This is a genomic window from Azospirillum sp. OGB3 (genome assembly GCF_014192915.1).
Taxonomy (GTDB): domain Bacteria; phylum Pseudomonadota; class Alphaproteobacteria; order Azospirillales; family Azospirillaceae; genus Azospirillum.
This window is the reverse complement of sequence record NZ_JACHYN010000003.1, coordinates 26,511-48,008: the sequence shown is the minus strand read 5'-3', so window position 1 is coordinate 48,008 and position 21,498 is coordinate 26,511. Positions and strand designations below refer to the sequence as shown.

Sequence of the window (21,498 nt, the reverse complement as noted above, 5' to 3'; positions counted from 1 at the left end):
AAGAGCCAGCCATGCGCATCCTGGTCGTCAACCCGAACACCACCGCCTCGATGACCGAGAAGGCCGGGGCCGCCGCCCGCGCCGTCGCCGCGCCGGGGACAGAGATCGTCGCCGCCAACCCGGCCATAGGGCCCGCCAGCATCGAGGGCTATTACGACGAGGCGCTCGCCGTCCCCGGCCTGCTGGAGGTGATCGCCGCCCACGGGCGCGCCGCGCCGGGTATCGACGGCGTGGTGATCGCCTGCTTCGACGACGTCGGGCTGGACGCTGCGCGCTGCCTGTCCGCCGTCCCGGTGGTCGGCATCTGCGAGGCGGCGATGAAGACCGCCACCCTGCTCGGCGGGCGGTTCAGCGTGGTCACCACCATGCCGCGCTCCGTCCCGGCGCTGGAGCATCTGGCGGAGCGCTACGGCGTGGCCGGGCGCTGCCGGGTGCGCGCCGCCGGCGTGCCGGTGCTGGCGCTGGAGGACCCGGCGTCGGGCGCCGTGGAGCGGGTGCGCGACACCATCCGCCAGGCCATCGCGGAAGACGGGGCGGAGAGCGTCGTTCTGGGCTGCGCCGGCATGGCCGATCTGGCGCGCGCCCTGACCGCCGAGATGGGCGTGCCGGTGGTGGACGGCGTCACCGTCGCGGTGAAGCTGGTGGAGGGGCTGGCCGTGCTGGGCTTGCGCACCGGCAAGACCGGCGGTTACGCTTTCCCCCTGCCCAAACCCTACGCCGGGGACATGGCGCGCTTCGCCCCCGCCCCGCAGCCCTGAACCGGAGGGACTCCATGGAAGGCTACCGCGTGCGCGTGATGAGCCGGGCCGAGCTGGATCTGGCCGTGGACTGGGCGCGGGCGGAGGGCTGGAACCCCGGCTTGCACGACGCCGGGGCCTTCCACGCCGTGGACCCCGAAGGATTCCTGATCGGAGAACTGGACGGCGAACCGGCGGCCTGCCTCTCCGTCGTCCGCTATCCCGACAACTTCGGCTTCCTCGGCTTCTACATCGTGCGGCCCGGGATGCGCGGGCGCGGCCTCGGCTGGGACCTCTGGCAAGCCGGGCTGAGGCATCTGGAGGGTTGCACCGTCGGGCTCGACGGGGTGGTGGCGCAGCAGGACAATTACCGCAAGTCCGGCTTCGCGCTCGCTTATCGCAACATCCGCTACGGTGGGGCTCCGCCCGCCGGGACCTCCTCCGCCGCTTCGCTGCTGGACGCGCGGACGGTGCCCTTCGACCGGCTGCTGGACTGGGACCGCGCGCTGTTCCCGGCGCCGCGCGCCGGCTTCCTGTCCAACTGGATCACGCTGCCCGGCGCCTCCGCGTTGGCCGCCGTGGTCGACGGGGCGTTGCGCGGCTTCGGGGTGATCCGCCCCTGCCACACCGGCAGCAAGATCGGCCCGCTCTACGCCGCCGACCGCGGTACGGCGCGCGATCTGGCGCTCGCGCTCGCCGCCACGGCGGGCGATGGTCCGATTTTCCTGGACGTTCCGGAGGTCAACCGCGAGGCCGTCCTGCTGGCGGAGGAGCTGGGCCTGACCCCGCAATTCGAAACCGCCCGCATGTATCTGGGTCCAGCCCCAATCATCGACACCGCGCGCCTGTTCGGGGTGACGACCTTCGAACTGGGCTGAAGAGGGGCAGAGCTTTGCCGTAACAGTCCGTTACCAAACAGGGGGCCGCCGGACACACGCCGGCAACAGGGCGCGTGCAGCATCAGGGGCATCGGGATCACGATCCCGGCCTGACGAGAAGAGGGACACCCCCATGTCGCGCATCCTGATCGCCGCCATGACCACCGCCTTGACCGCCGCCACCGTGCTGGTCGGACTGGGCACACGGGACGCCTCCGCCGCCGGCTGGGGACCGGATCACCGCGAACCGCCGCGGATCGAGCGGGCCCATCGCAACCCCAATGTGCACCGCCCGGAAGCCCATCGCCCGCCCCCGCCGGTCCACCGAGCGGCGCGGCACTGGAAGCCCGGCGACCGTCTGCCCGCCGCCTATGCGTCGCGGCGCCACGTCATCGCCACGCCCACCGCGTATCACCTCCATCGGCCGCCGCGCGGCCATCATTGGGTCCGCGCCGGGTCGGACGCCATCCTGGTGGCGTCCCGTTCGGGAATCATGGTCCGGATCGTCCCCGGCCTGTTCCGCTGAGAACCCGCCCTTCCCTCATGGACGTGACCCGGCCGGGCGGTCTACTCTTCCCCGAGTTGCACCGCCCTTCCCCGCGATGCCCGCCCCCACAATGGACGCTCCATGACGGACAGCCGCAGCACCCGGCCCTCGCTCACCGATGTCCTGACCCTGCACAACGACGGCCGCGGCGACGAGGCGGAGCGGGCATACCGCCAGATCCTGAAGCGCGAGCCGCGCAATCCCGACGCCTGGCACCTGCTGGGCGTGCTGCTGTCCGAACGCGGAGACCATGAGGCCGGCATCGCCAGCATCCGCACCGCCCTGTCCATCCGCGAGGCGCTGGAATACCATCTGAATCTCGGCTCCGCCCTGCTCGATGCCGGCCGCACGGACGAGGCGCTGGACGCCCTGATGGCGGCGCTGCGCCTCGGCCCGGACCGGGCGGACATCCATTTCCGGCTGGGCAACCTGTTCCGCCAACAGCGCCGGCCCAACGAAGCCGTCGCCGCTTTCCGTCAGGCCATCGCGCTCCAGCCCGGCTTCGCGGAGGCGTTGAACAACCTCGGCTCCCTGTTCCTGGAGGTCGGGCAGACCGACGCCGCCATCGCCGCCTTCACCGACGCCATCCAGGCGGCGCCGACCAACGCCGAGTCCCATGGCAACCTCGGCTACGCCCTGGACTTGCAGGACCGGCTGGGCGAAGCGGCGGCGGCCCACCGCGTCGCCCTGACCTTCCGGCCCGATTTCGCCCTGGGCTGGTCCAACCTCGGCAACGTCCTGAAGGGGCAAGGGCATCTGAACCAGGCCATGGCCGCCTACCGCTCGGCGCTGACGCACCGTCCGGATTTCCCGATGGCGCACAGCAACGTCCTGATGGCCCAGCACTACCTGCCGGAGTGCGGAAACGCCGACTTCCTCGCCGCCGCCCGCGAGTGGGCCGAACGATGCGGCGGCGGACTCCCGGTCGCCGCTCCGGTCGTCCGCCACGACCAGCCCCGCCCGCTGCGCATCGGCTACGTCTCCAGCGACTTCAACAGCCATCCGGTCGGCTACTTCCTGGAAAGCGTGCTGAGGGCGCACGACCGCAAGGCGGTCACCGCCTTCGGCTACGCCAACAACGGCCGGACCGACGACGTGACGGAGAGCCTTCGCGCCGCCGCCGACGGATGGCGGCCGATCGTCGGCATGGACGACGCGGCGGTGGCCGACCTGATCCGCCGGGACGGCATCGACATCCTCGTCGATCTCTCCGGCCATACGGGAAACAACCGCCTCACCCTGTTCGCCCGGCGGCCCGCGCCCATCCAGGCGAGCTGGCTCGGCTATTTCGGGACGACCGGCCTGCCGGCCATGGACTGGATCATCGCCGACCGCCATGTCCTGCCGCCGGACGAGGAGCGCTTCTTCACCGAGAAGGTCTGGCGCCTGCCTGACAGCTATCTATGCTTCACCCCGCCGGCGGAGGATGTGCCGGTCGGGCCGCTTCCCATGCTCGACGGCGGGCCGGTCACGCTCGGCGCCTTCCACAACCGGGCCAAGATCTCCCGACCGACTGTCGCGCTGTGGGCGCAGGTCCTGACGGCGCTGCCGCAAGCCCGCCTGCTGCTGAAATCGCGGGAATTCGGCGATTACGGCGTGCGCCAGACCCTGCGCGATCAGTTCGCCGCGCACGGCATTGCGCCGAACCGCCTGCGCATGGAAGGGAAAACGCCGCGGGCGGACTATTTCGCCAGCCACAACCGCATCGACCTCGCGCTGTCCCCCACCCCCTTCGGCGGCGGCACGACGACGGCCGAAAGCCTGTGGATGGGTGTGCCGGTGGTGACCCTGCGCGGCGACCGGTGGGCGGGACGGATCGGGGTCAGCTTCCTGGAAACGCTCGGCCTCGCCGACCGGCTGGTGGCGGACAGCCCGGATGACTACGTGGCCAAGACCGCCGCGCTGGTCGGTGACCCGGAGTTCCTGGCCGCGCTGCGCGCCGGGTTGCGGGAGCGCGTGCGCCAATCACCTTTGTGCGACGCGCCGGCCTTCGCCCGGTCGCTGGAGCAGGCCTATCGGTCGATGTGGCGCACACCATAAGGGGGCCGCGGACGCGCCAAAGGAAGTCCTTCCGATACGCCCTGGCACAATGGCGCCGAACATGCGTTGAAAGGACCGACGACGCAGCGGAAGCGAGGCCGAGACGCCGATGATGAAGGATCCCAAACAGATCGCCCGGGTTGCCCTGCAATCGGCCCGCGTCAATGTCGAGGTCTACGAGGCCTGCGGCCTGATCGACACGCCGTCGGCCCACGGCCTGCGCTACAAGATCGCCGTGCAGGCCAGCGACGTGAACGGCGACGAATGCCGTTTCCCCTCCTGCGCCTGCCCCTGGCCGGACTGCTCCCGTCAGGCGGAGGCCGGAGCGGCGGACGGTCAGCCCAGCGGGCCAACCGTCTCCACGTAACGCTCCATGGCGGCGACGCCCTCTTCGGTCAGCTCGATGAAGACGCGGCGACCATCCTTGTCGTCGGCGATCCGCCGGACCAGCCCGCGCTCGTGCAGGTCGGTGATGCGGCGCAGCGCCGTGGTCTGGGCCACGCCGGACGCGATGCACAGCGACGACACCGAAATCCGCCGTCCCTGGAGATGATTGATCATCAGGTCGAGCAGCATGTCCCAGCAGGGGTCCTCGAACAGCCCCTTGGGAAAGAACTTCTCGCGGGCGGCGCGCTTGCGCCGGATCGCCGTCAGGATGCCCAGGCTGTCCGGCGCACCGCCGTCCGGCATCGGCTCGCAAACGGATTGAGCCGCGGGCGTGATGGCGGTGTGAGACGTTGCAGGAGCGGCGGCCGCGCGGTGGGCCGCGACGAAGGGCATCACGCGGGCCGCCGCGGCCTCACCGCGCAAGGCGCGCACCGTCTCGACCAGCGCCAGCCCATGGCGGTAGGCCTGCTCCAGCGCGTCGTCATGATTGCCCATCGACACCGGAGGAAGGTCCGGCGCGGACGACGCGCTCCCCTCCCCGCCGTCGAGGACACGGGCCAGCGCGCGCTCGATCTGCGTCTCGTCCTCCGGGTCGGTCACCACGTCGGCGGCCTCCAGACGCAGGGCGCGCACCACGTCGTCCGCCTCCGGGTTGCGGGCGAAGAGAATGCAGGCGAGGCCGCGGTGGGTGCGGTGCAGCCGCTCCATCAGCGCCAGACCGTCGAACCAGGGCGAGCCGCCATCCACGAAGACGACGCCGACGCTGCGGTCCACGTCGAGCAGGCCAAGCGCCGAGATGACGTCGCGCGTGTCCTGCACCCGGTGGCCGAGCCGCAAGGCGCACTCGCGGATGCCGGCGATGGCCGCGCTGTCGTTGCCGATGATCAGAATGGAAGGCGCCGCCGCTGAATAACTCGGTGCCGAGTAATCCGCCGCCGTTTGACCAGCCAGCGCGATACGCTCCGCCGAACGCGAAACCAGGGACCGTTGCATGCCGCTCTCACCCGCATCAGATCGCGCGCCGGTTGGCCGGCGGCGGTGTCAGGCCCGGCGCGGCGACCCGATGCGGCGGAACGTTCCGCCTCCTCCAGGTACCCGCTTGGAACCGTCAATCATTCGTTGGGTGATGTATAGCATTACCCCGTTCGAACGCGTATCAACGGCGGTTGATACTTTTCAGTCGGAGTAACGTGCGGTTTATTATTGCATATTAATCATTATCGTCAAGATTCGTCGGATTCCAATGCATATCCAACCCCACGGACGGTGACGATCGGCGAGGGTGCGCCGTCCTCCAACCGCATCTTGCGGCGCAGCCGGGTGATCAGCGTGTCCACCGTGTGCTCGCTGATGGAGCGCGGATCGCGGTTGCTGATCACGTCCAGCAGATACTCGCGGCTGACCGGATTGGGTCGCATCGCCGCGAGCGCCGCCAGGATGTTGAACTCCCCCGTCGTCAGGGCGAGGTAGGAGCCGTCGGGACGGAACAGCGCCCGGCGCACCAGATCCAGGCGCCATCCCCGAAAAGTCAGCGGCGCGTCGGGCGCCGCGACCGCGGCACTTTCGGCGGGCGCCGGCGCAGCGGCGGACGCGCTGGAGCGGCGCAACAGGTTGCGGATGCGGATCAGCAGTTCCAGCAGGTCGACCGGCTTGGTCACATAGTCGCCACCATGGGACAGGCCGGCGATGCGGTCGGTCGGGCTGTCGCGACCGGTCACGAAGATCAGCGGAACGGCTTCCCCCAGCCGCAGCCGCTCGGCCAGGGCCAGCCCGTCGCAATCCGGCAGGTTGATGTCCAGCAGCACAAGGTCCGGCCGGTCCTGCGCGATACGCTCCGTCAGTTCCGCCCCGTTCGCGGCCCGCAGCACCCGCAGCCCCTGATGCTCCAGATAGGTGGCGATCAGATCCTGCGTTTCGGGAGAATCCTCGACCACCAGCACGGTCCGTCCAACCAGTTCCGATCCGACGCTCATGATGTCTTGCCCGCCGCCGTTCCCGCCGCACCAACCGCCGCACCAACCGCCGTGGCGTCAACGCTCGTCGCCGTCATGTCAGCCCCGCCTCCCCCGTTTCGATGGCGCGCAGGGCGGCGTGGAGCCGGTCCCGAAGCGCCGCCGCGTCCCCTTGCATGGAAGCGGCCCCCCCGCTTCCGCTTTCGACGGCCTGCGCCGTCCGCTCCAGCGCCCGCGCCGCGGCGCTCACCTCCGGAAAGCCATAGGTGCCGCCGCTGCCCTTCATGCGATGAGCCGCGTCGACGACACGCCGGGGCGGTGAGTCCGCGTCATCGAGAACCTCCAGCACATCCCGGCAGGCCTGGGCGAAGCGTTCCATCAGCCGCGCGCGATCGGCGCTGGATAATCCACCTGCGATTGGCCCGCCTGCGATCGGCCCGCCTGCGACCGTCGACCGTTGAACCGCGAAAGATGGTGCGGGCGCGCACGAGCCGGACGGAGCGTGGCGGGCGAGCGCGTCCTGGAGCGCATCGGGGTCCACCGGCTTCGCCACCACCTCGTCCACGCCGGCGTCCAGATAGTCCGCCCGGTCCTCCGGCGAACTGTTGGCGGTCACGGCGATCACCGGAACCAGCGCCCGCTCCGCGTCGGACAGCGCGCGGATGCGCCGCGTCACCTCCACCCCGTCGATCCCCGGCAGCCGCATGTCGAGCAGGACGACGTCCACGATCCTGGTGGCCAGCACCGCCAGGGCCTCCTCACCGCTCTCCACATATACGGCGCGATGACCGCCGGGGGCCAGATACTCGCGCAAGATGGCTTGGTTCTCCGGGGCATCCTCCACCACCAGGATGTCCAGGCTGCCCGGCATGGGCATGGGAGCGGCGCGGTCCGGCAACGGATCGGCGAGCGGCAGCGCGCGGGTCGGCAGCGAAACCGTGAAGAGGGAGCCGCCGCCCGGCCGCCCCTCCAGGCAGACGGCGCCGCCCATCAACCGAACGAGTCCGTCGACAATGGCGAGACCCAGCCCGGCGCCGTCCCGGCGGTTGCCCTCCAGCCGGCTTCCCTCCAAACGATGGAAGGGCTCGAAAATGATGGCCTGCGCCGCCCGCGGCACGCCGGGCCCGCTGTCCGCCACGGTCAGGTGCAGGACGACCGTCCCGCTTGCCGCGCCCGCCGGCGCCGGCTTGGCGGTCAGCGACACCTCAACCCCGCCGCGTTCGGTGAACTTCACGGCGTTGCTCAACAGGTTCAGAACGATCTGGCGCAGGCGCAATGGATCGATCCAAAAGCGTGCCACCCCCAGCCCACTGATCGTCAGGGACAGGCCAAGGCCTTTGTCCTCGGCGCCCGCGCGCATCAGCGCCGCGGCGTCCTCCACCAGAGCGACCACGTCGGTGGGTTGAGGATGCAGTTCCATCCGTCCCGCCTCCAGCCGCGACAGGTCGAGGATGGTGTCGAGCATGGAGACGAGATGCCGCCCCGCCCCGTCCGCGACGCGCAGCCGCTCGTCCAGCTGGTCGGTCGGCCCCTCGCGGCGGATCACCCGCACCATGCCCAGGATGGCGTTCAGCGGCGTCCGGACCTCGTGGCTGAGGTTGGCAAGGAAGCGCTCCAGCGTGGCGGACTTGTCCGACAGGGCGCGGGTGCGCTCGGCGATCTGGCGCTCCAGCCCCTCGTTGAGGGCGGCCAGTTCCTGCGACAGCCGGCGTTCGTTGAGGAAGGCCGTCTCCACCCGCCGCCCCAGCACCAGCGCGTGGCTGAACAGGAACAGCAGCGCGCCGTAGGGCACGAGGTCGATGCTCTCGTAGAAATGGGCGTACATCAACGCGTCGTGCACCACCGATCCCAGGAAGGCCAGCGCCCCCGCCCCCAGCAGAATCGCGCCGGAATGGCGGCGCAGGGCGGCCACGGCGAGCCGCCACGCGAAATACAGGGCCGACAGCACCAGCAGCAGGCTCGCCACGTCGCGCAACCGGGTGAACTGCGCCGGTTCGGTGACCAGCACCAGGAACACGCCCGGCACCGCGACCGCCATCATGGCGCGCCCCACCGCGCGGTGCAGGCATCCCGGAAACAGCTCGCGCAGCAGATGGAAGTAGATCGGGTAGAACAGGTAGATCGGCAGATATTCCAGCCGGTAGGCCCACACCTCCGACACGCCGGGGAAAAAAACGCGCAGCAGTTCGCTGGTGCAGATCAGACGCATGGCGCAGGCCGCCAGCAGCATGACCAGGAACAGAGGGGCCGCCGAGAGGCGCCGGCGCAGGAAGGCGCCGATGAACAGCGCCATCAGCGACAGCGACATCAGCGCCCCGGCGTTGGTCATCAGCTGCCGCTGCCACAGCCGCGACAGCCCGCCGTTGGCGTCGAGATAGATCGTGCGCCCGATGCCGCCTTCGAAATGGAAGTGGTTGGACACCTCGACCGCCAGTTCGATGACCCGCTGCCCACCATGCAGCGTGACGAAGCGGGAAACGGAGGACGGTTGCTCCTGCGCGGCGGCCAGGGCTGGCACCCCCGCGGCGGCGACCGACCGGCCGTCCGCCCACACCCGCATGGCCGAGTTGACCGGCGGCATCTTCAGCGTCAGCGGCGGCATGCCGGGCGGCAGCAGAATCGTCAGGCGGAAGGTGGCGGCGCCAAACCCGCCCATCTCCCGGCCGTCCGGCCGCTCGGTTCCGTTCCAGATCGCCGGCAGGGTGAAGGGCGTCCAGAGGCGGCCGTCCGGTTCCGGCAACGGGTTCAGGCTTTCCTCTCCGGCCAGACGGTCCCAGGACACCAGCCACTCGCCGTCCAGCGACACCGGCCCGTCGAGGTCGGCGTACCAGCCCCGCAGGTCGAGCACGCCGCGCTCCGCCTGCGGCAGGACGGTGCCCAGGGCCGGAGCGGTGCAAAGAAACGCGAGGAGCAGAACCGCGCCCAGCCGTCGGGCGACACGCGCGAAGTTGGCGGTTACGGACGGCATGACGGCAGGCGGCAGAAGCACCGGGGCACAGTTCCTTCGACAGGCGCATGGCACAGGCCGCGGCCCGACCCGCAGGTCGACAGACGCCGAGCCAATCCCATCATGAGTGGTATCGCAAAACGATTGTTGCGGAAATACCGATGCACTCAGCCATTTAAAGCCGAAACCCCATGAACCCAGAACCGGCCATGCGGCGAAGTATAATCAGCCATCGACGCAACAACGACTCAGAAATTCGCGACAAGCTTCATCATTCGTAAATCCTATAGAAATTATGGCTTTAACCTTCCAATCGACGATGCAACCCATACTTGGCGTTGACCGCCGAACGCGGCGATTTTAACAGCGATCGCTAATAGGCAAAGCGCCCGGAACCGCCTGGACACAGGCGAACTTCCGGACGCTTCCATACCGTGCACCTGATCGGCGGTTGTGCTGACCGCGGTCAGGCCATGGCCTTCATCTGCTTGTCCATGCGGGCCAGGACGGCCATCACCTCCTTGCAACGGCTCTTCACATCCTCGTCGGTCTCCGGGATGCCGTCCTGGGAGGAGATGTTGCGCCAATCCTTCAGGAAGGCCTTCAGTTCGGGCATCTTCGGCAGCTGGGTGCCGACGCCGCGAATGTCCTCCTTCCACAGGTCCTGGTAATCGCCCACCGTCTTCGCGGTCTTCAGCTTCTTCGCCAGGGACAGCATGTATTTCTCAAGGATCTCCCGCCCCTTGGCGCGCACCTTGTCCGCCTTCTCGATGGCGTCCTTCATGCCCTCGTAGTCATCGACGATCTTGTCCCCAAGCGAGGACTGGTTGAAGGCGACGAAGAGCTGGTCGGCGGCCTTGGCCACCTTCTCCGCGTGGGCTGCGGAATCCTTCGGAATCAGCTTGTTCGACTTGAACTTCTTCGCCGTCGCCTCGGCCAGATCGCGCAGCTTCTGGAGCTGGGTGCGCAGCGGCTCGACCGAGCGCTTGTACTCCGCCCGCGCCTCGTCCAGCAGCGAGTCGAGGTCGTCCAGCGTCGCGTTGCTGGGAGCGTTCACCGACACGCTCAGCTTCTTCCAGTCGATGGCGCCGTGCGCCTTGTCCACCGCCTTCATCGCGTCGCCGATGCCGGTCTTGCCGGCGATCTTGGCGATGGCGCCCTTCTTCTTGTCCCAGTCCTTCTGGGTCAGGATGTCCGGGATGTCGATGCGCTTCAGGGGACCACCCATGTCTCAGCTCCTCCGCTTAACCAAGCATTCACCCTATCGGTCCGCATGGTAGGAGGCGGGGACGACCCCCGGAATCGGCGATTGCTCCTCTCCCGCCCCTACCGGGGGTCGATTGGGTCCAAAACGGCGGCTTCCCTTTCTGTCCCTTCTTCTCTCAGCGGCCGCCGACCAGTTGCACCACGCCCTTGCAGACCGTGGCGAACTCCTTGATGAGGTCGGTGATCTGGCGGGCGGTGTAGTCAGGCGGCACACGCATCGGCGGCCCGTCGCCACTCTGCCCGGCCCAGGGAGCGAGCTTCCGGCGGTAGAAGTCCGGATCGGCGCGCAGCCCGTCCAGCGCCTTCGCCGCGGCGAGTTGGGTGGCGAGATCGCGGGCCAGCGCCGGGAACAGCTCGTTGTAGGTGTCCGGAGTCGGCTTGGCGCGCACCTTGGCGACCCCGGCGGCGGCGCGGGCGAGCGCACCGTTGATGTTCGCCTCCCACCGCTTCTGCGCCCGGTCCGCCGAGGCGGCGTCCTTCTCGGCCTGAGCCGCCTGCGCCCTGAAGCGGTCGGCGTCCGCGCCGATGGCGGCTTCCAGATCGGCGAGGTCCTTGGCGAGCGCCTTCATCGCTCGCTCGCAGGCCGCCGCCGCGGCCTTGTCACCGCGGCCGGCCATATCCTCATCCAGCGCCTTGCCGAGCGCGGCCAGATAGGCCTTGCGCGCCTTCACGGCATCCTTCCCCGCGGCAACGAGATCCTTCACGGCCTCGTCACCGGCGGTGCCGGCGCGGTGGACGGCGTCGCCGGCCTTCAGCGCCCTGACCAGCGCGGCGTCTCCGTTCAGCGCGGCGGCGACCGCCTTGGCGTCCTTCGGCCGATGCTTCGCGGTCGCGGCCTCGAAGCGCTTGCGCGCCGCGGCCCAGCGCTGCTCATAGGGGACATGCGCCATCGCCGCCCGTCCGTTCCGACGCTACGCGACGGTCGGCTGGAGGCGGTCCTCCAGGGAGCGGATGGCGGCCCAGTCGCGCTCGAAAACGGCGCGGTCCGGATGGGCCAGATAGATCTTCGCGAGCACCTGGGTCAGATCGAGCGTCGGCACCACCTCGTCCCCAACCCGCGGCACCAGGGCGTAGCCGCGCACGCTCGCCATCCCGTCCAGAATGGAGAGATCCGGCAGCGCCTCCACCCGGCCCGACACCAGCACCGGCAGATAGAGGACCATCGCGTCGGCCAGGAACCGGTAATGGCCGTCGAGCCGCGGCCCGACCGCCGCCGCGCCGTCGAAGGCGTCGACCAGCAGATCGACCTGATCGTGCCCGGTGCCCGCCGCGATGCCGGTGGTGGAGCCCGCCGGTCCCATGGCGCGCGCCGCGATCTCGACCAGGGCGGGGCCGCGCGCGGTCATCCGCACCTCGGCATGGCCGGCGCCGTCGGTGATCTCCAGCGCGTCGAGCACCCGGCGGATGTAGGCCATCAGCGCCTGAGCCACCGGCTCCTCCGGCGGCAGAAGCCGGTAATAGTCGTAGACAAAGGGCGACCCGTTCAGCGCCCGCTTGGCCGACAGCAGCACGTCGCAGACGTAGTGGCGCCCGCCGCGGCTGACCGTGTTGACGACGTATTCGAGGCCGTCGAGGTAGGTCTGCACCAGCACCCGCTCGTTGGCCGAGCCGCAGAAATCGCGGCTGCCCAGGATGGCGTCCACGGCGGCGCGGAGCTGCGCGGGGGTGTCGCAGAAATAGACATGGTCGGTGGAGGCGCTGGCCATCGGCTTCGCCACCACGGGCCAGCCCGCCTGCGCCGCCCATTCCACCGCCTCCGCGGCGCCGGTCGCCATGGTCTGGCGGGCGGTCAGCAGGCCGGCGGCGGCCAGCCGCTCGATCATCATGAACTTGTTGCGGCGCGCGGCGGTCAGCTTCGGGCTGTTGCCCGGCGTGCCCAGGACGGCGCCCAGCGCGTCGGTCAACTCCACCGCGGACTCGTTGCCCGGCAGGATGAAGGCCGGTGCCAGCGGGCGCAGCGTCCTCGCCAGCGCGTCGAGGTCGCCGTCATGGAGGATGTGCGCCGCGAAATCGTCGGGCTGGTAACTGCGCAGCAGCGACGGGGCCAGGTCCGGGCGGCTCTGCACCGCGACCACGTCGTAGCCCCGCGCGCGCAGGCGCGGCGCCAAAAGGATGCCGGTGGAATAGGGGTCGACAACGACCGCCGTCTTGAGCGGAGCGCTCATGGCGTGACCTCCAGCGCGGCATCCTGGGGTACGGCCGGCACCGCCTCCACCGGGCGCGCGTAGGTGACCAGCGGCACGGGACCGTCCAGCTCCACCGAACGCCCGATCCAGCCGGCCTCGATCACCGCCCTCTGCTCCTCCAGCTCCGGCACGGCGAAGACGCGCTCGCTGCCCGGCACCCAGGCGGGCGGCGCCGCCCCCAGGTCGCGGTGCAGCAGGTAGCGCAGCCGGCCGCTGGCGTGCATGACCAGCACCCGCCGCACCAGGAAGCCGCCGGCCAGCAGATTCGACAGGCTTCGCGGGTTGGACAGGGCGACGCGCGAGAACAGGTGCGGGCGCCCGGCCCCGAGCGCGTGGAGCGTGCGCAGCGTCACCATCAGCCGTTGCAGCCCGTTGCCGCGGAAGTCCGGGTGGACCATGCAGCTCGCCATGTGGGCGGTGGCGGTGACGGCGGGGCGCCCGTCCGGCAGGTCGTCCACGAAGGCCGGCATGCCCGGCTGCGGCAGGCCCAGGATGGCGCAGCCGATCAACCGCCCCTCGGCCTCCAGCCCCAGCGTCACGCCGCGCTCGCCCAGATGCAGACCGGCGAACTCCGGCGTCTCGGGGAAATAGGCGTCGATGTCCGGCAACTGCCCGAAGATGTAGCCGCGGAACGCCTCCAGCGCCGACAGGTCGGCAGGACCGAGGAAGCGGATGCGGTAGGGAACGCAGACCGGCTGGCCGCGCCGGACGCGCAGCATGCCCGTGTGGACCGTCTGTTCGGGGGATAAGAGGACCGTCATGTCAGGCGTCCTGGACGATTTCGGCGATGTTGAGCAGGCGCATCGGCGGATAGAGGTCCAGTTGCTTGGCTGCCCCGATGCGCAGCAGCAGGGAGAAGCGGTTCAGCGTCTCCACCGGAATGGTGTCGGCGGGCTTGGCCCCGGTCAGGATCTCCACCGCCTTCAGCCCGGCGAAGCGCCCGACGTTGACCGCCGGGCTGACCAGCCCCATCAGCAGGTTGGCCCGGCGGATTGGCAGCTCGGTGGAGCAGAAGGTGGCCAGCCGGTGGGCCAGCGCCTGCTCGGCCACCACGGCGTTGTTGTTGGAGGCGACCAGCGTGTCCGGCCCGATGTAGACCAGCTCCGCCCCGGCGCGCGCCGCGTCGGCGATCAGGTCGGGGATGGCGGCGGCCACCGGCGCGCCGGAGGCGTCGCGCGGCAGCGCGGCGTCGTGGATCTCGACCCCCTGGCGGGCGGCCTCCTCCTTCAGGTCGCGCACGGCGACGACCATGTTGTCCTCGGCCGGGTTGTAGACCGCGGCGATCTTCTTCCAGCGCCGGTAGGACAGCATCGTCTTCATCTGCACCGCGGCCGGCGCGATGTGCCGCGTGCCGGTGACCGCGCGCCCCGGACGGTCGAGCGCGCGCACGACCCGCGAGGCCACCGGGTCGGTGACCGAGGTGAAGACCACCGGCACGTCGGTCAGGAAGCGCGACGGGTCCGGATCGTCGTAGCGCCCGACCGCTCCCAGCGTCAGCGGGGTGAAGACCGTCACCACCAGATCGGGCTTGGACGCCCGGATCTCCGGCAGCAGCGCCGGCATGGCGGAAGCCTGCGGCACCTCGCGCACCTCCACCGTGGCGGTCAGGCCGCTCGACGCGATGAAGTCGCGCAGGCCCAGCACGTCGCCGACATCCTTGCGCGGGGTCAGCACGACGATGCGCGCCGGTTTGGCGGCGGTGAAGGTCCGGGCCGTCGGGCCGAAGGATGGCTGCGCAAAGGCTGGAACGCCGCCGGCAGCCAGCGTTCCGGCAGTCAGGGCTCCCGTCAGGACGGTGCGGCGGGACAGGCTCATGCGGGGGTCCTCTGCGGGAAATCGGCGGGCGGACGCGGACGGAACAGGGCGCTCAGCAGAAGCTGCACGGCGACGCAGGCCGCCAGCACCGCGCCGATGCCCTTCAGCGCCCCGGCATAGCCGTAGTGGGCCAGGAACAGTCCGGCCAGGAAGGGGGCGACGACGGAGCCCAGCCGCTCGATCAGGCGGAACATGCCGATCACCGTGGTCTCGCCCAGCGCCGCCCTCTCCTTCACGCAGACATCGGCGAGCATGGCGAGCTGTGGCGCGCCGAGCATGGCGTGCGCCACCCCCAGCAGGGCGACCCCGGCCAGCGCCGTGCCGAGCGAACCCGGCATCGACAGCACATACGCCGCCCCGGCGGCGGTCAGCCCGCCCGCCACCAGGAAGCCGATGCGCTGGCCCGAACGGTCCGACAGCTTCGCGGCCATCGGCGACACCACGATCATCAGCAGCCAGTAGAGCAGCAGGACGCGCCCGATCCAGGACTGGCTGACGCCCTGGTCGTCCAGCGCCAGCGGCAGCAGGAAGAACAGAAGCGCCGTCAGCCCCAGCTTGGCCGGGACCGCGCTGAAGACGGCCAGCCCGACGAAGCGCGGGTTGCGCAGGCACAGCACGGCGTCGGCCAGACGCAGGCCGCGGCTGGATTTCGCCTGGGCCGCACGCACCCGCGGCAGCACCTGCCACGCCATGAAGGCGGCCAGCAGCGCCAGCCCGGCGGAGATCAGGAAGGTCGTGCGGAAGCCCACCTGCCCGGCGATCACCCCGCCGATGGCCGGGCCGCAGACGCCGGCGCTGAGGATGCCGCCGGCGTACATGGCGATGGCCTGGGCGCGCTGCTTGGGGTCGGTGGCGTCGATGACGAAGCCCTGGGCCGAGATGAAGACGCTGGCGTAACCGACGGCGGTCAGGCAGCGCGCGACGATGAGCTGGATGAGGTCGGTGGCGAGGCCGGAACCGACCAGACCGACAAAGGAGAGCAGCGCCCCGCCGAGGAACACGGCCCGCCGCCCCCGCCGTTCCGACACGCTGCCGGCGATCGGCTGGCTGACCGCCCAGAGCAGCATGAACAGGGCGATCGGCGCGCCGATGACCATTTCCATCGACAGGCCGGGCACCGGCTCGAACAGCTGCTTGATGTAGACGGACAGGAAGGTGCGGGTCAGCTCCTCCGCCAGGGAGAAGATGAAGATGGCGAAGCGCAGCTCCACCACCCGCTGCATCATGCCGATCTTGGTCATCGCCTGCTCGGAGGCGGTCATGTCGGCCTTGTGCTGCACGCTGTCCAGCGCCCAGTCGACGGCGCGCGACAGCTCGCCCACCTCGTCGCGGTTGCGCAGGGCGACGCGCACGCCGAGATGCCCGTCGGCGGCCTGCTTCATCACCGCCGTCACCCGGCGCAGCGGCGCGGCGACGGAGGAGCCGACGACCAGCAGCAGAATCTCGATGTTGAGCAGGATGGCGACGATCAGCACGGAGCCGAGGTCGAACACCACCTCGTTCATGGCCGAGCGGACATAGCCGGAATCGACGCCGACATGCAGCCGCGCCTCCCCGTTCCCCTCCAGCGGCAGGACGGTGTCGAGGAATTGCGGGGACTCGCCCTCCGGCGGGGCGTCGGCGACGGTCAGACGGTTCCCGGACCGCGCCTCCTCAGTCCCGGAAAAGGCGTGGAGGCGACCGCCGATCTCCAGCGCCAGATACTTGACGTCCGGGTTGGCGGCCAGCGCGTCGGACAGCAGCTCGTCCACCCCGACCAGCTTGTCCAGCTCGAAGCCGAGCGCCACCGCGCGGTCGATCTGCGCCACCACATAGGAGCCGACGACCTCGGCCTTGCGGGCCAGCTCCGGCTCGATCAGCGGTCGGAACAGCGTGTTGACGTGGTTGGTCTGGACGGCGAGGCTGACCAGCATCAGGACGGACACAACGCCCGTCAGCATCCAGTTCAGGCGGCGGATGAAGGACAGCTTCATGGCGTGACTCCCGCCGGGCGCGTGACTCCCGCCGGGCGCGCGGGCTCCGCCGCCGGACCGGCGGGCCGGGGATGGTCCTCCTCCGCGCCGCGCTGCTGCTGTTCCAGGATGCGGTCGGCGAAATCCTTCAGGCCGGGGGCGAAGGCCGCCAGCTCCGGAGTCAGGTTGGGCGGCTCGCCCATGCCCAGCATGTTGATGCTGGCGGTCATCTCGCGCAGCCGCCGCTGGATCGGACGCAGCAGCAGCCAGACCGCGATCATGGTGACCAGCAGTCCGGTCAGCAGATTGATGCCGCCGGACAGCAGCAGGTCCGGAATGGTGCCGCGGATGCCCGCCTGCACCTCGCCCAGCGAATAGGTCAGGGCGACGCCGCCGGCGACACCGCCGAAGGCGTTGCGGATGCCGAGCAGAAGCGCCTGGCTGTCGCCGTCGGCGATGGCCGCCACCCGGTCGGACTTGCCGTCCCGCGCGAAGGCCGCCTTCCAGCCGGCGGGAATCGTCCCGACCGGACCGCCGCGCCCTGCCGCCGCCAGCACCTCGCCGGTATCGGTGAACAGGACCAGACCGGTGATGCGGTCGTCCCGCGCCATCGCGCGCTGGATCAGCGCGTCGAGATTGCGCAGGGCCGTGATCGACACGCCGAGGCTGACGGCGCCCTCCACCTCCCCGGCCAGCCCGCGCAGAGCGACGGTGAAGCGGGAGGCCACGGTGTCCTCCACCATGCGCTCCATCTTCAGGTAGGAGAGCGCGGCGGTGGAAAGCAGCGCGAAGCAGAGCGCCACCTGGAGCAGCAATATGATCTTGGTCGTCAGGGTGAGGCGCATGGGTCCGGTGCCGGCAAGGGATGCGGCAACCTTACGCGCATCGCGCGCGCCGCCGTTTCCAAGACGGGTCCAGTCTGGAGAAGACCCCGGCGACATGGCTCCGCTCCGGCCCGACCCCGCCGGGCGCGCACATTCGCCCACCGCACCGCAACCGGGAAGGGCATTTCATTGAATTTTACTTACCAATCCAAGAATAGGCGACGGAGCCAAACCTTGGATTTATGCCCTTCCGCCTAATCCATCGAAATTTTGCGGAATTTTGAGACATTTTTCGATCGCTCTATTTTGGACCATGATTGCATCCATGATGGTTTGCTTTGCGTGGTAATCCTTAAGCACAGCATTCCATGCACCCAACGGGGGGAAGGGCTTCGATGCGGATCGAGTTGGAGCGACCCTTGGCATGGCCGGTGCGCCCGGTCCCGACCAGCGCCGGCCTTCATGTTTCGGCGACGTCCATCCTGATCGCCTGCGCGGATCGCGCGCTGGGCATCGGCATGCACGACGCCTTCGAACGCAACGGCCACCGCATCCATGTGACGCACGATCCCATCGCGGCGCTCGACACGCTGGAGGCCGACGGCAGCATCGGCATCGTGGCGGTGGAATTAGCCCTGCCCCATTTCGACGGATTGGCCCTGGTCGAACGGATGCGCAAGAGCGTGCGGCGGCATCTTCAGGTCATCGTCGTCGCACCCGACGCCACGGCGGCGGATGTCGTCCGCGCCATGCATCTGCGCGCGGCGGATTTCGTCAGCGACCCGCAGGACGGCAGCCAACTCCACGGCGCGCTCGCCCGCGCTTTGGCCGCCCAGCAGGCGGCGGCCACGCTGCCCGCCCCCGCCCCGTCCGCACCCGCCGGCAACGGCGCGTTGCATGGGGCGCTGGAAGACGCCTACCGTCATGGCCTCGCGCTCATCGAAGCGGTGAAGGCTCTGCGCGAAGGCCAGCCGACGCTGGCCCCTCCGGTTCCGGTTCCCGCTCCAGCCGTTCAGCCCCCCAGCCCCGCCGCAACGGGAGAGAACCGGCGTCTGGCTGTCCTGAGAACGCTCCAGCAGAACCGCGTCGCCCGCGACAAATATTTCCCGAAGGGGCTGTTCGAAGACCCCTGCTGGGACATGCTGCTGGACCTGATGGCGAACCATCTGCGCGGGCGGCGAATTTCCGTGTCGTCGCTGTGCATGGCCTCCGGCGTTGCCCAGACCACCGCGCTGCGGCGGATCACCGAACTGCACGACCGCGGTCTGGTGCGCCGGATCGCCGATGAGAAGGATGGGCGCCGCGTCTTCATCGAGCTGACCGAGCAGGGCATCGCCGCCCTCTCCGGCTATGTCGAGCACATCCAGGAACTGACCTGACCGGCAGGAACTGACCTGACCGGAACGGCGCGAATTGGCCCGGTCCGGCGGGTTTCCCATCCAGACTGCTTCAACCGGGACCCGTCCCGGATCGACAGCGCGGCCCGAAAGCGGCCAACATCGCGGTGAGGAACGCCCTGCGCGCAGGACGGCGGAGACCCGATGGCCGACCAGAAACTGAAGGATGTGATCGTCGTCGCGACCCCCACGGAGGGGATCGGCCCGACATCCTCCCTGCCCACGCGCCCGGCAACACCCAGCGAGGAACCGGACCGCCAACGCATGGCCGAACGGCTGCGTGCCCAGGGCTGGAGCTACCGCCGCATCGCCGAGGAGCTTCAGGTCTCCTACATCCTGGTGTCGCGCTGGCTGGGGGGGGACGGCGCCACCCCGAGCGGGACGCGCACGCCTCCCGCCGCCGCGCCTTCCCCGCCGCCACCGGCACCCGGCGGGACGCGGACAACCAAGGCGACCAAGGCCGCGAAGGCGGCGGCGGCCAGCGCCGACGAGGACGTTCTGGCGCTCCAGTTCCGTGCCTTCGAACAGTATGTGCGCGAGGTCATCGACGCGATGGAGACGCGGCACGAGTCGCTTCTCCAACGCCAAGAGGAACTGATCCAGGCGCTCGACACGGAACGCTCCGCCGCCCGCGCGCGGGAGAATGAACTGCTCGCCACCCTCGACCAGGAGCGCCAGCGCTGGAGCGAGGCCGAGGACCGCTTCCGCGAGGAGCTTGAGCGATTCAAGGCGGAGATGCGCCGTGGCCAGGGCGCGGCGAGCGCGGTCGCCGTTGCCGCCACGGCCCTCGGCGGTGGCGACGAGGATGAGGAGGAAGAGTCCTCGGATTTCTCCGCCTTCAGCTTCGATGATGATGACGAGGCCAAGGACGACGATGCGGGCGGCGGTGACGCCAACGCCTTCAACTTCGATGATGACGAGGACGAGGACGAGGACGGCAGCGATCCCTTCAGCTTCGACACCGACGACGCGGAGGAGAAGACCGAAGACGAAACGGCCGAAGCGACCGACTTGGCCGGCAACTCCGACGATGACGGCGACCTCTTCAGCTTCGACGATGACGAAACGGAGGAGACGACCGAGGACGCCCCCGCCAGAACGGATGCGGTGCCGGACGAGGACCCGTTCTCTTTCGACACGGACGACGATCCGGACGAGCCCAAGGCCGAAACCGAGCCGGCCGGAACCGCGAAGGCCGACGCCGAGGATGACCCCTTTTCCTTCGACGACGAGCTGGAGCCGGAGCCGGAGCCGGAAGCCAAACCGGAGGCTCCGCCGAAGAAGAAGGGACTTTTCGGCTTCTGGCGCAAATAACCGCCATGCCGGGTCCCTGAGAAGAGCACCGCCGCACACGTTTGCGTGTTGATCACGCCCCGTTGCCGGTTGTATGACGTGGTTCATGATTCAACCGCGCCATACCCTGTCCGCCGCCGAGCGGTTCGACTGGCTCCGCCTGATCCGGACGGAGAATGTCGGGCCGATCACCTTCCACCGCCTGCTGGAACGGTTCGGCAGCGCCGGCGCCGCGCTGGAGGCGCTGCCCGACCTCGCAAAGCGCGGCGGGCGGACCAAGCCGCTGCGCATCGCGCCAAAGGTGGACATCGACCGCGAACTGGCCGCCAACGACCGCATCGGCGCCCGCCTCCTCTGCTCCTGCGAGCCCGACTATCCGGAAGCCATGGCGGCGCTGGACGACGCGCCACCGGTGGTGTCGGTCCTCGGTCACCCGCATCTGCTGCAACGGCGCGCGGTGGCTCTGGTCGGGGCGCGCAACGCTTCGATGAACGGCAAGAAATTCGCCGAACGGCTGGCACGCGAACTGGGCGAGGCCGGGCTGCTGGTCGTTTCCGGATTGGCGCGCGGGATCGACACGGCGGCCCATGCCGGGGCGCTCGGCAGCGGAACCGCGGCGGTGGTGGCGGGTGGCGCCGACGTCGTCTACCCGCCGGAGAACGAGAGGCTCTACCGCGACATAGTGCAGCAGGGCGTGATCCTGGCGGAAAGCCCGGTCGGCACCACGCCGCAGGCCCGCCATTTCCCGCGCCGCAACCGGCTGATCTCCGGCCTGTCGCTGGGTGTGCTGGTGGTGGAGGCGGCGCTGCGCTCCGGCTCCCTCATCACCGCGCGCATGGCGCTGGAGCAGGGGCGGGAGGTGATGGCCGTTCCAGGCTCTCCGCTCGACCCGCGCTGCCACGGCACCAACAATCTTCTGCGTCAGGGGGCGGCCTTGGTGGAAGGGGTGGATGATGTCTTGAAGGCGCTGGACAGCCTGTCGCCCCCCGCCGTACGGGAACGCCAGGGGGACCTGTTCGCCGCCCCCCGCCCCGCCGTTCCATCCGAGGCGGACCTTGAATCGGCGCGCGCGGTCATCCTGGAAAACCTCGGCCATACGCCGGTTGCCATTGACGAACTCGTCCGCGGGTGCCAATTGTCCGCTCCGGTGGTGTTGACCGTGGTGCTGGAACTTGAGCTTGCGGGCCGTGTCCAGCGCCAGCCTGGGAATCAGGTGAACCTGATCTGATCCCGATCCGCACCGCCGGTGTATGGGATAGGCACTTTCAGGGGCGCGG

18 protein-coding genes are annotated in these 21,498 nt (G+C 69.7%); 8 read left to right on the top strand and 10 right to left on the bottom strand.

The window, feature by feature from the left end; genetic code table 11:
• The first annotated feature begins 11 nt into the window (after positions 1 to 11).
• The 5 genes from FHW79_RS07635 (at position 12) to FHW79_RS07615 (ending at position 4,569) form a co-directional block, all read left to right on the top strand.
• Positions 12 to 758 carry an aspartate/glutamate racemase family protein gene (locus tag FHW79_RS07635; RefSeq protein ID WP_183178365.1) on the top strand — a complete coding sequence of 249 codons (747 nt, stop codon included), beginning with the start codon at positions 12 to 14 and terminating at the stop codon, positions 756 to 758.
• Positions 759 to 772: 14 nt separating this feature from the next.
• Positions 773 to 1,615, top strand: a complete 843-nt coding sequence (locus FHW79_RS07630) for a GNAT family N-acetyltransferase (RefSeq protein WP_183178364.1) — start codon at positions 773 to 775, stop codon at positions 1,613 to 1,615.
• Positions 1,616 to 1,748: 133 nt separating this feature from the next.
• Positions 1,749 to 2,141, top strand: coding sequence for an RcnB family protein (locus FHW79_RS07625; protein WP_183178363.1), 393 nt, complete (start codon positions 1,749 to 1,751; stop codon positions 2,139 to 2,141).
• Between the two features lie 102 nt (positions 2,142 to 2,243).
• Positions 2,244 to 4,202: a glycosyltransferase family 41 protein gene (locus FHW79_RS07620; RefSeq protein WP_183178362.1), complete on the top strand. Its 1,959-nt coding sequence runs from the start codon at positions 2,244 to 2,246 to the stop codon at positions 4,200 to 4,202.
• 112 nt (positions 4,203 to 4,314) lie between these two features.
• Complete coding sequence (locus tag FHW79_RS07615; RefSeq protein ID WP_247884225.1) at positions 4,315 to 4,569, top strand: hypothetical protein; 255 nt, start codon at positions 4,315 to 4,317, stop codon at positions 4,567 to 4,569.
• On the opposite strand, the gene FHW79_RS07610 is transcribed toward FHW79_RS07615, so the two are convergent.
• The 10 genes from FHW79_RS07610 to FHW79_RS07565 all read right to left on the bottom strand — a co-directional run bounded on the left by FHW79_RS07610 (position 4,539) and on the right by FHW79_RS07565 (position 17,552).
• Complete coding sequence (locus FHW79_RS07610; protein ID WP_183178361.1) at positions 4,539 to 5,582, bottom strand: response regulator; 1,044 nt, start codon at positions 5,580 to 5,582, stop codon at positions 4,539 to 4,541. The two genes, FHW79_RS07615 and FHW79_RS07610, sit on opposite strands and share 31 nt — an antisense overlap.
• Before the next feature lie 230 nt (positions 5,583 to 5,812).
• Positions 5,813 to 6,562 carry a response regulator transcription factor gene (locus tag FHW79_RS07605; protein WP_183178360.1) on the bottom strand — a complete coding sequence of 250 codons (750 nt, stop codon included), beginning with the start codon at positions 6,560 to 6,562 and terminating at the stop codon, positions 5,813 to 5,815.
• Positions 6,563 to 6,635: 73 nt separating this feature from the next.
• On the bottom strand, positions 6,636 to 9,530 hold the full coding sequence (locus tag FHW79_RS07600) for a response regulator (protein ID WP_183178359.1): 2,895 nt from the start codon (positions 9,528 to 9,530) through the stop codon (positions 6,636 to 6,638).
• 424 nt (positions 9,531 to 9,954) lie between these two features.
• A complete protein-coding gene (locus FHW79_RS07595; protein ID WP_183178358.1) occupies positions 9,955 to 10,716 on the bottom strand; it encodes a hypothetical protein in 762 nt (253 codons plus the stop codon).
• A 154-nt stretch (positions 10,717 to 10,870) separates the two neighbouring features.
• On the bottom strand, positions 10,871 to 11,644 hold the full coding sequence (locus tag FHW79_RS07590; protein WP_183178357.1) for a hypothetical protein: 774 nt from the start codon (positions 11,642 to 11,644) through the stop codon (positions 10,871 to 10,873).
• A 21-nt stretch (positions 11,645 to 11,665) separates the two neighbouring features.
• On the bottom strand, positions 11,666 to 12,919 hold the full coding sequence (locus FHW79_RS07585; RefSeq protein WP_183178356.1) for an ATP-grasp domain-containing protein: 1,254 nt from the start codon (positions 12,917 to 12,919) through the stop codon (positions 11,666 to 11,668).
• Positions 12,916 to 13,701 (bottom strand): GNAT family N-acetyltransferase, encoded by a 786-nt coding sequence (locus FHW79_RS07580; RefSeq protein WP_183178355.1) that lies wholly within the window; start codon positions 13,699 to 13,701, stop codon positions 12,916 to 12,918. Before FHW79_RS07580 ends, FHW79_RS07585 begins: the two co-directional genes overlap by 4 nt.
• Before the next feature lies 1 nt (position 13,702).
• Complete coding sequence (locus FHW79_RS07575; protein ID WP_183178354.1) at positions 13,703 to 14,755, bottom strand: ABC transporter substrate binding protein; 1,053 nt, start codon at positions 14,753 to 14,755, stop codon at positions 13,703 to 13,705.
• Positions 14,752 to 16,728 (bottom strand): MFS transporter, encoded by a 1,977-nt coding sequence (locus FHW79_RS07570; protein WP_183178353.1) that lies wholly within the window; start codon positions 16,726 to 16,728, stop codon positions 14,752 to 14,754. The genes FHW79_RS07575 and FHW79_RS07570 overlap by 4 nt, the downstream gene beginning before the upstream one ends.
• Entirely contained in the window at positions 16,725 to 17,552 is an 828-nt protein-coding gene (locus tag FHW79_RS07565; RefSeq protein ID WP_183178352.1) for a hypothetical protein, read from the bottom strand. Before FHW79_RS07565 ends, FHW79_RS07570 begins: the two co-directional genes overlap by 4 nt.
• A gap of 374 nt (positions 17,553 to 17,926) precedes the next feature.
• Between FHW79_RS07565 and FHW79_RS07560 the strand changes: the two genes are divergently transcribed.
• From FHW79_RS07560 to dprA, 3 genes are all read left to right on the top strand, one after another.
• Positions 17,927 to 18,910, top strand: a complete 984-nt coding sequence (locus FHW79_RS07560) for a response regulator transcription factor (RefSeq protein WP_183178351.1) — start codon at positions 17,927 to 17,929, stop codon at positions 18,908 to 18,910.
• 162 nt (positions 18,911 to 19,072) lie between these two features.
• On the top strand, positions 19,073 to 20,242 hold the full coding sequence (locus FHW79_RS07555) for a helix-turn-helix domain-containing protein (RefSeq protein WP_183178350.1): 1,170 nt from the start codon (positions 19,073 to 19,075) through the stop codon (positions 20,240 to 20,242).
• Between the two features lie 85 nt (positions 20,243 to 20,327).
• Positions 20,328 to 21,449: a DNA-processing protein DprA gene (dprA, locus tag FHW79_RS07550; protein WP_183178349.1), complete on the top strand. Its 1,122-nt coding sequence runs from the start codon at positions 20,328 to 20,330 to the stop codon at positions 21,447 to 21,449.
• Positions 21,450 to 21,498 lie beyond the last annotated feature (49 nt).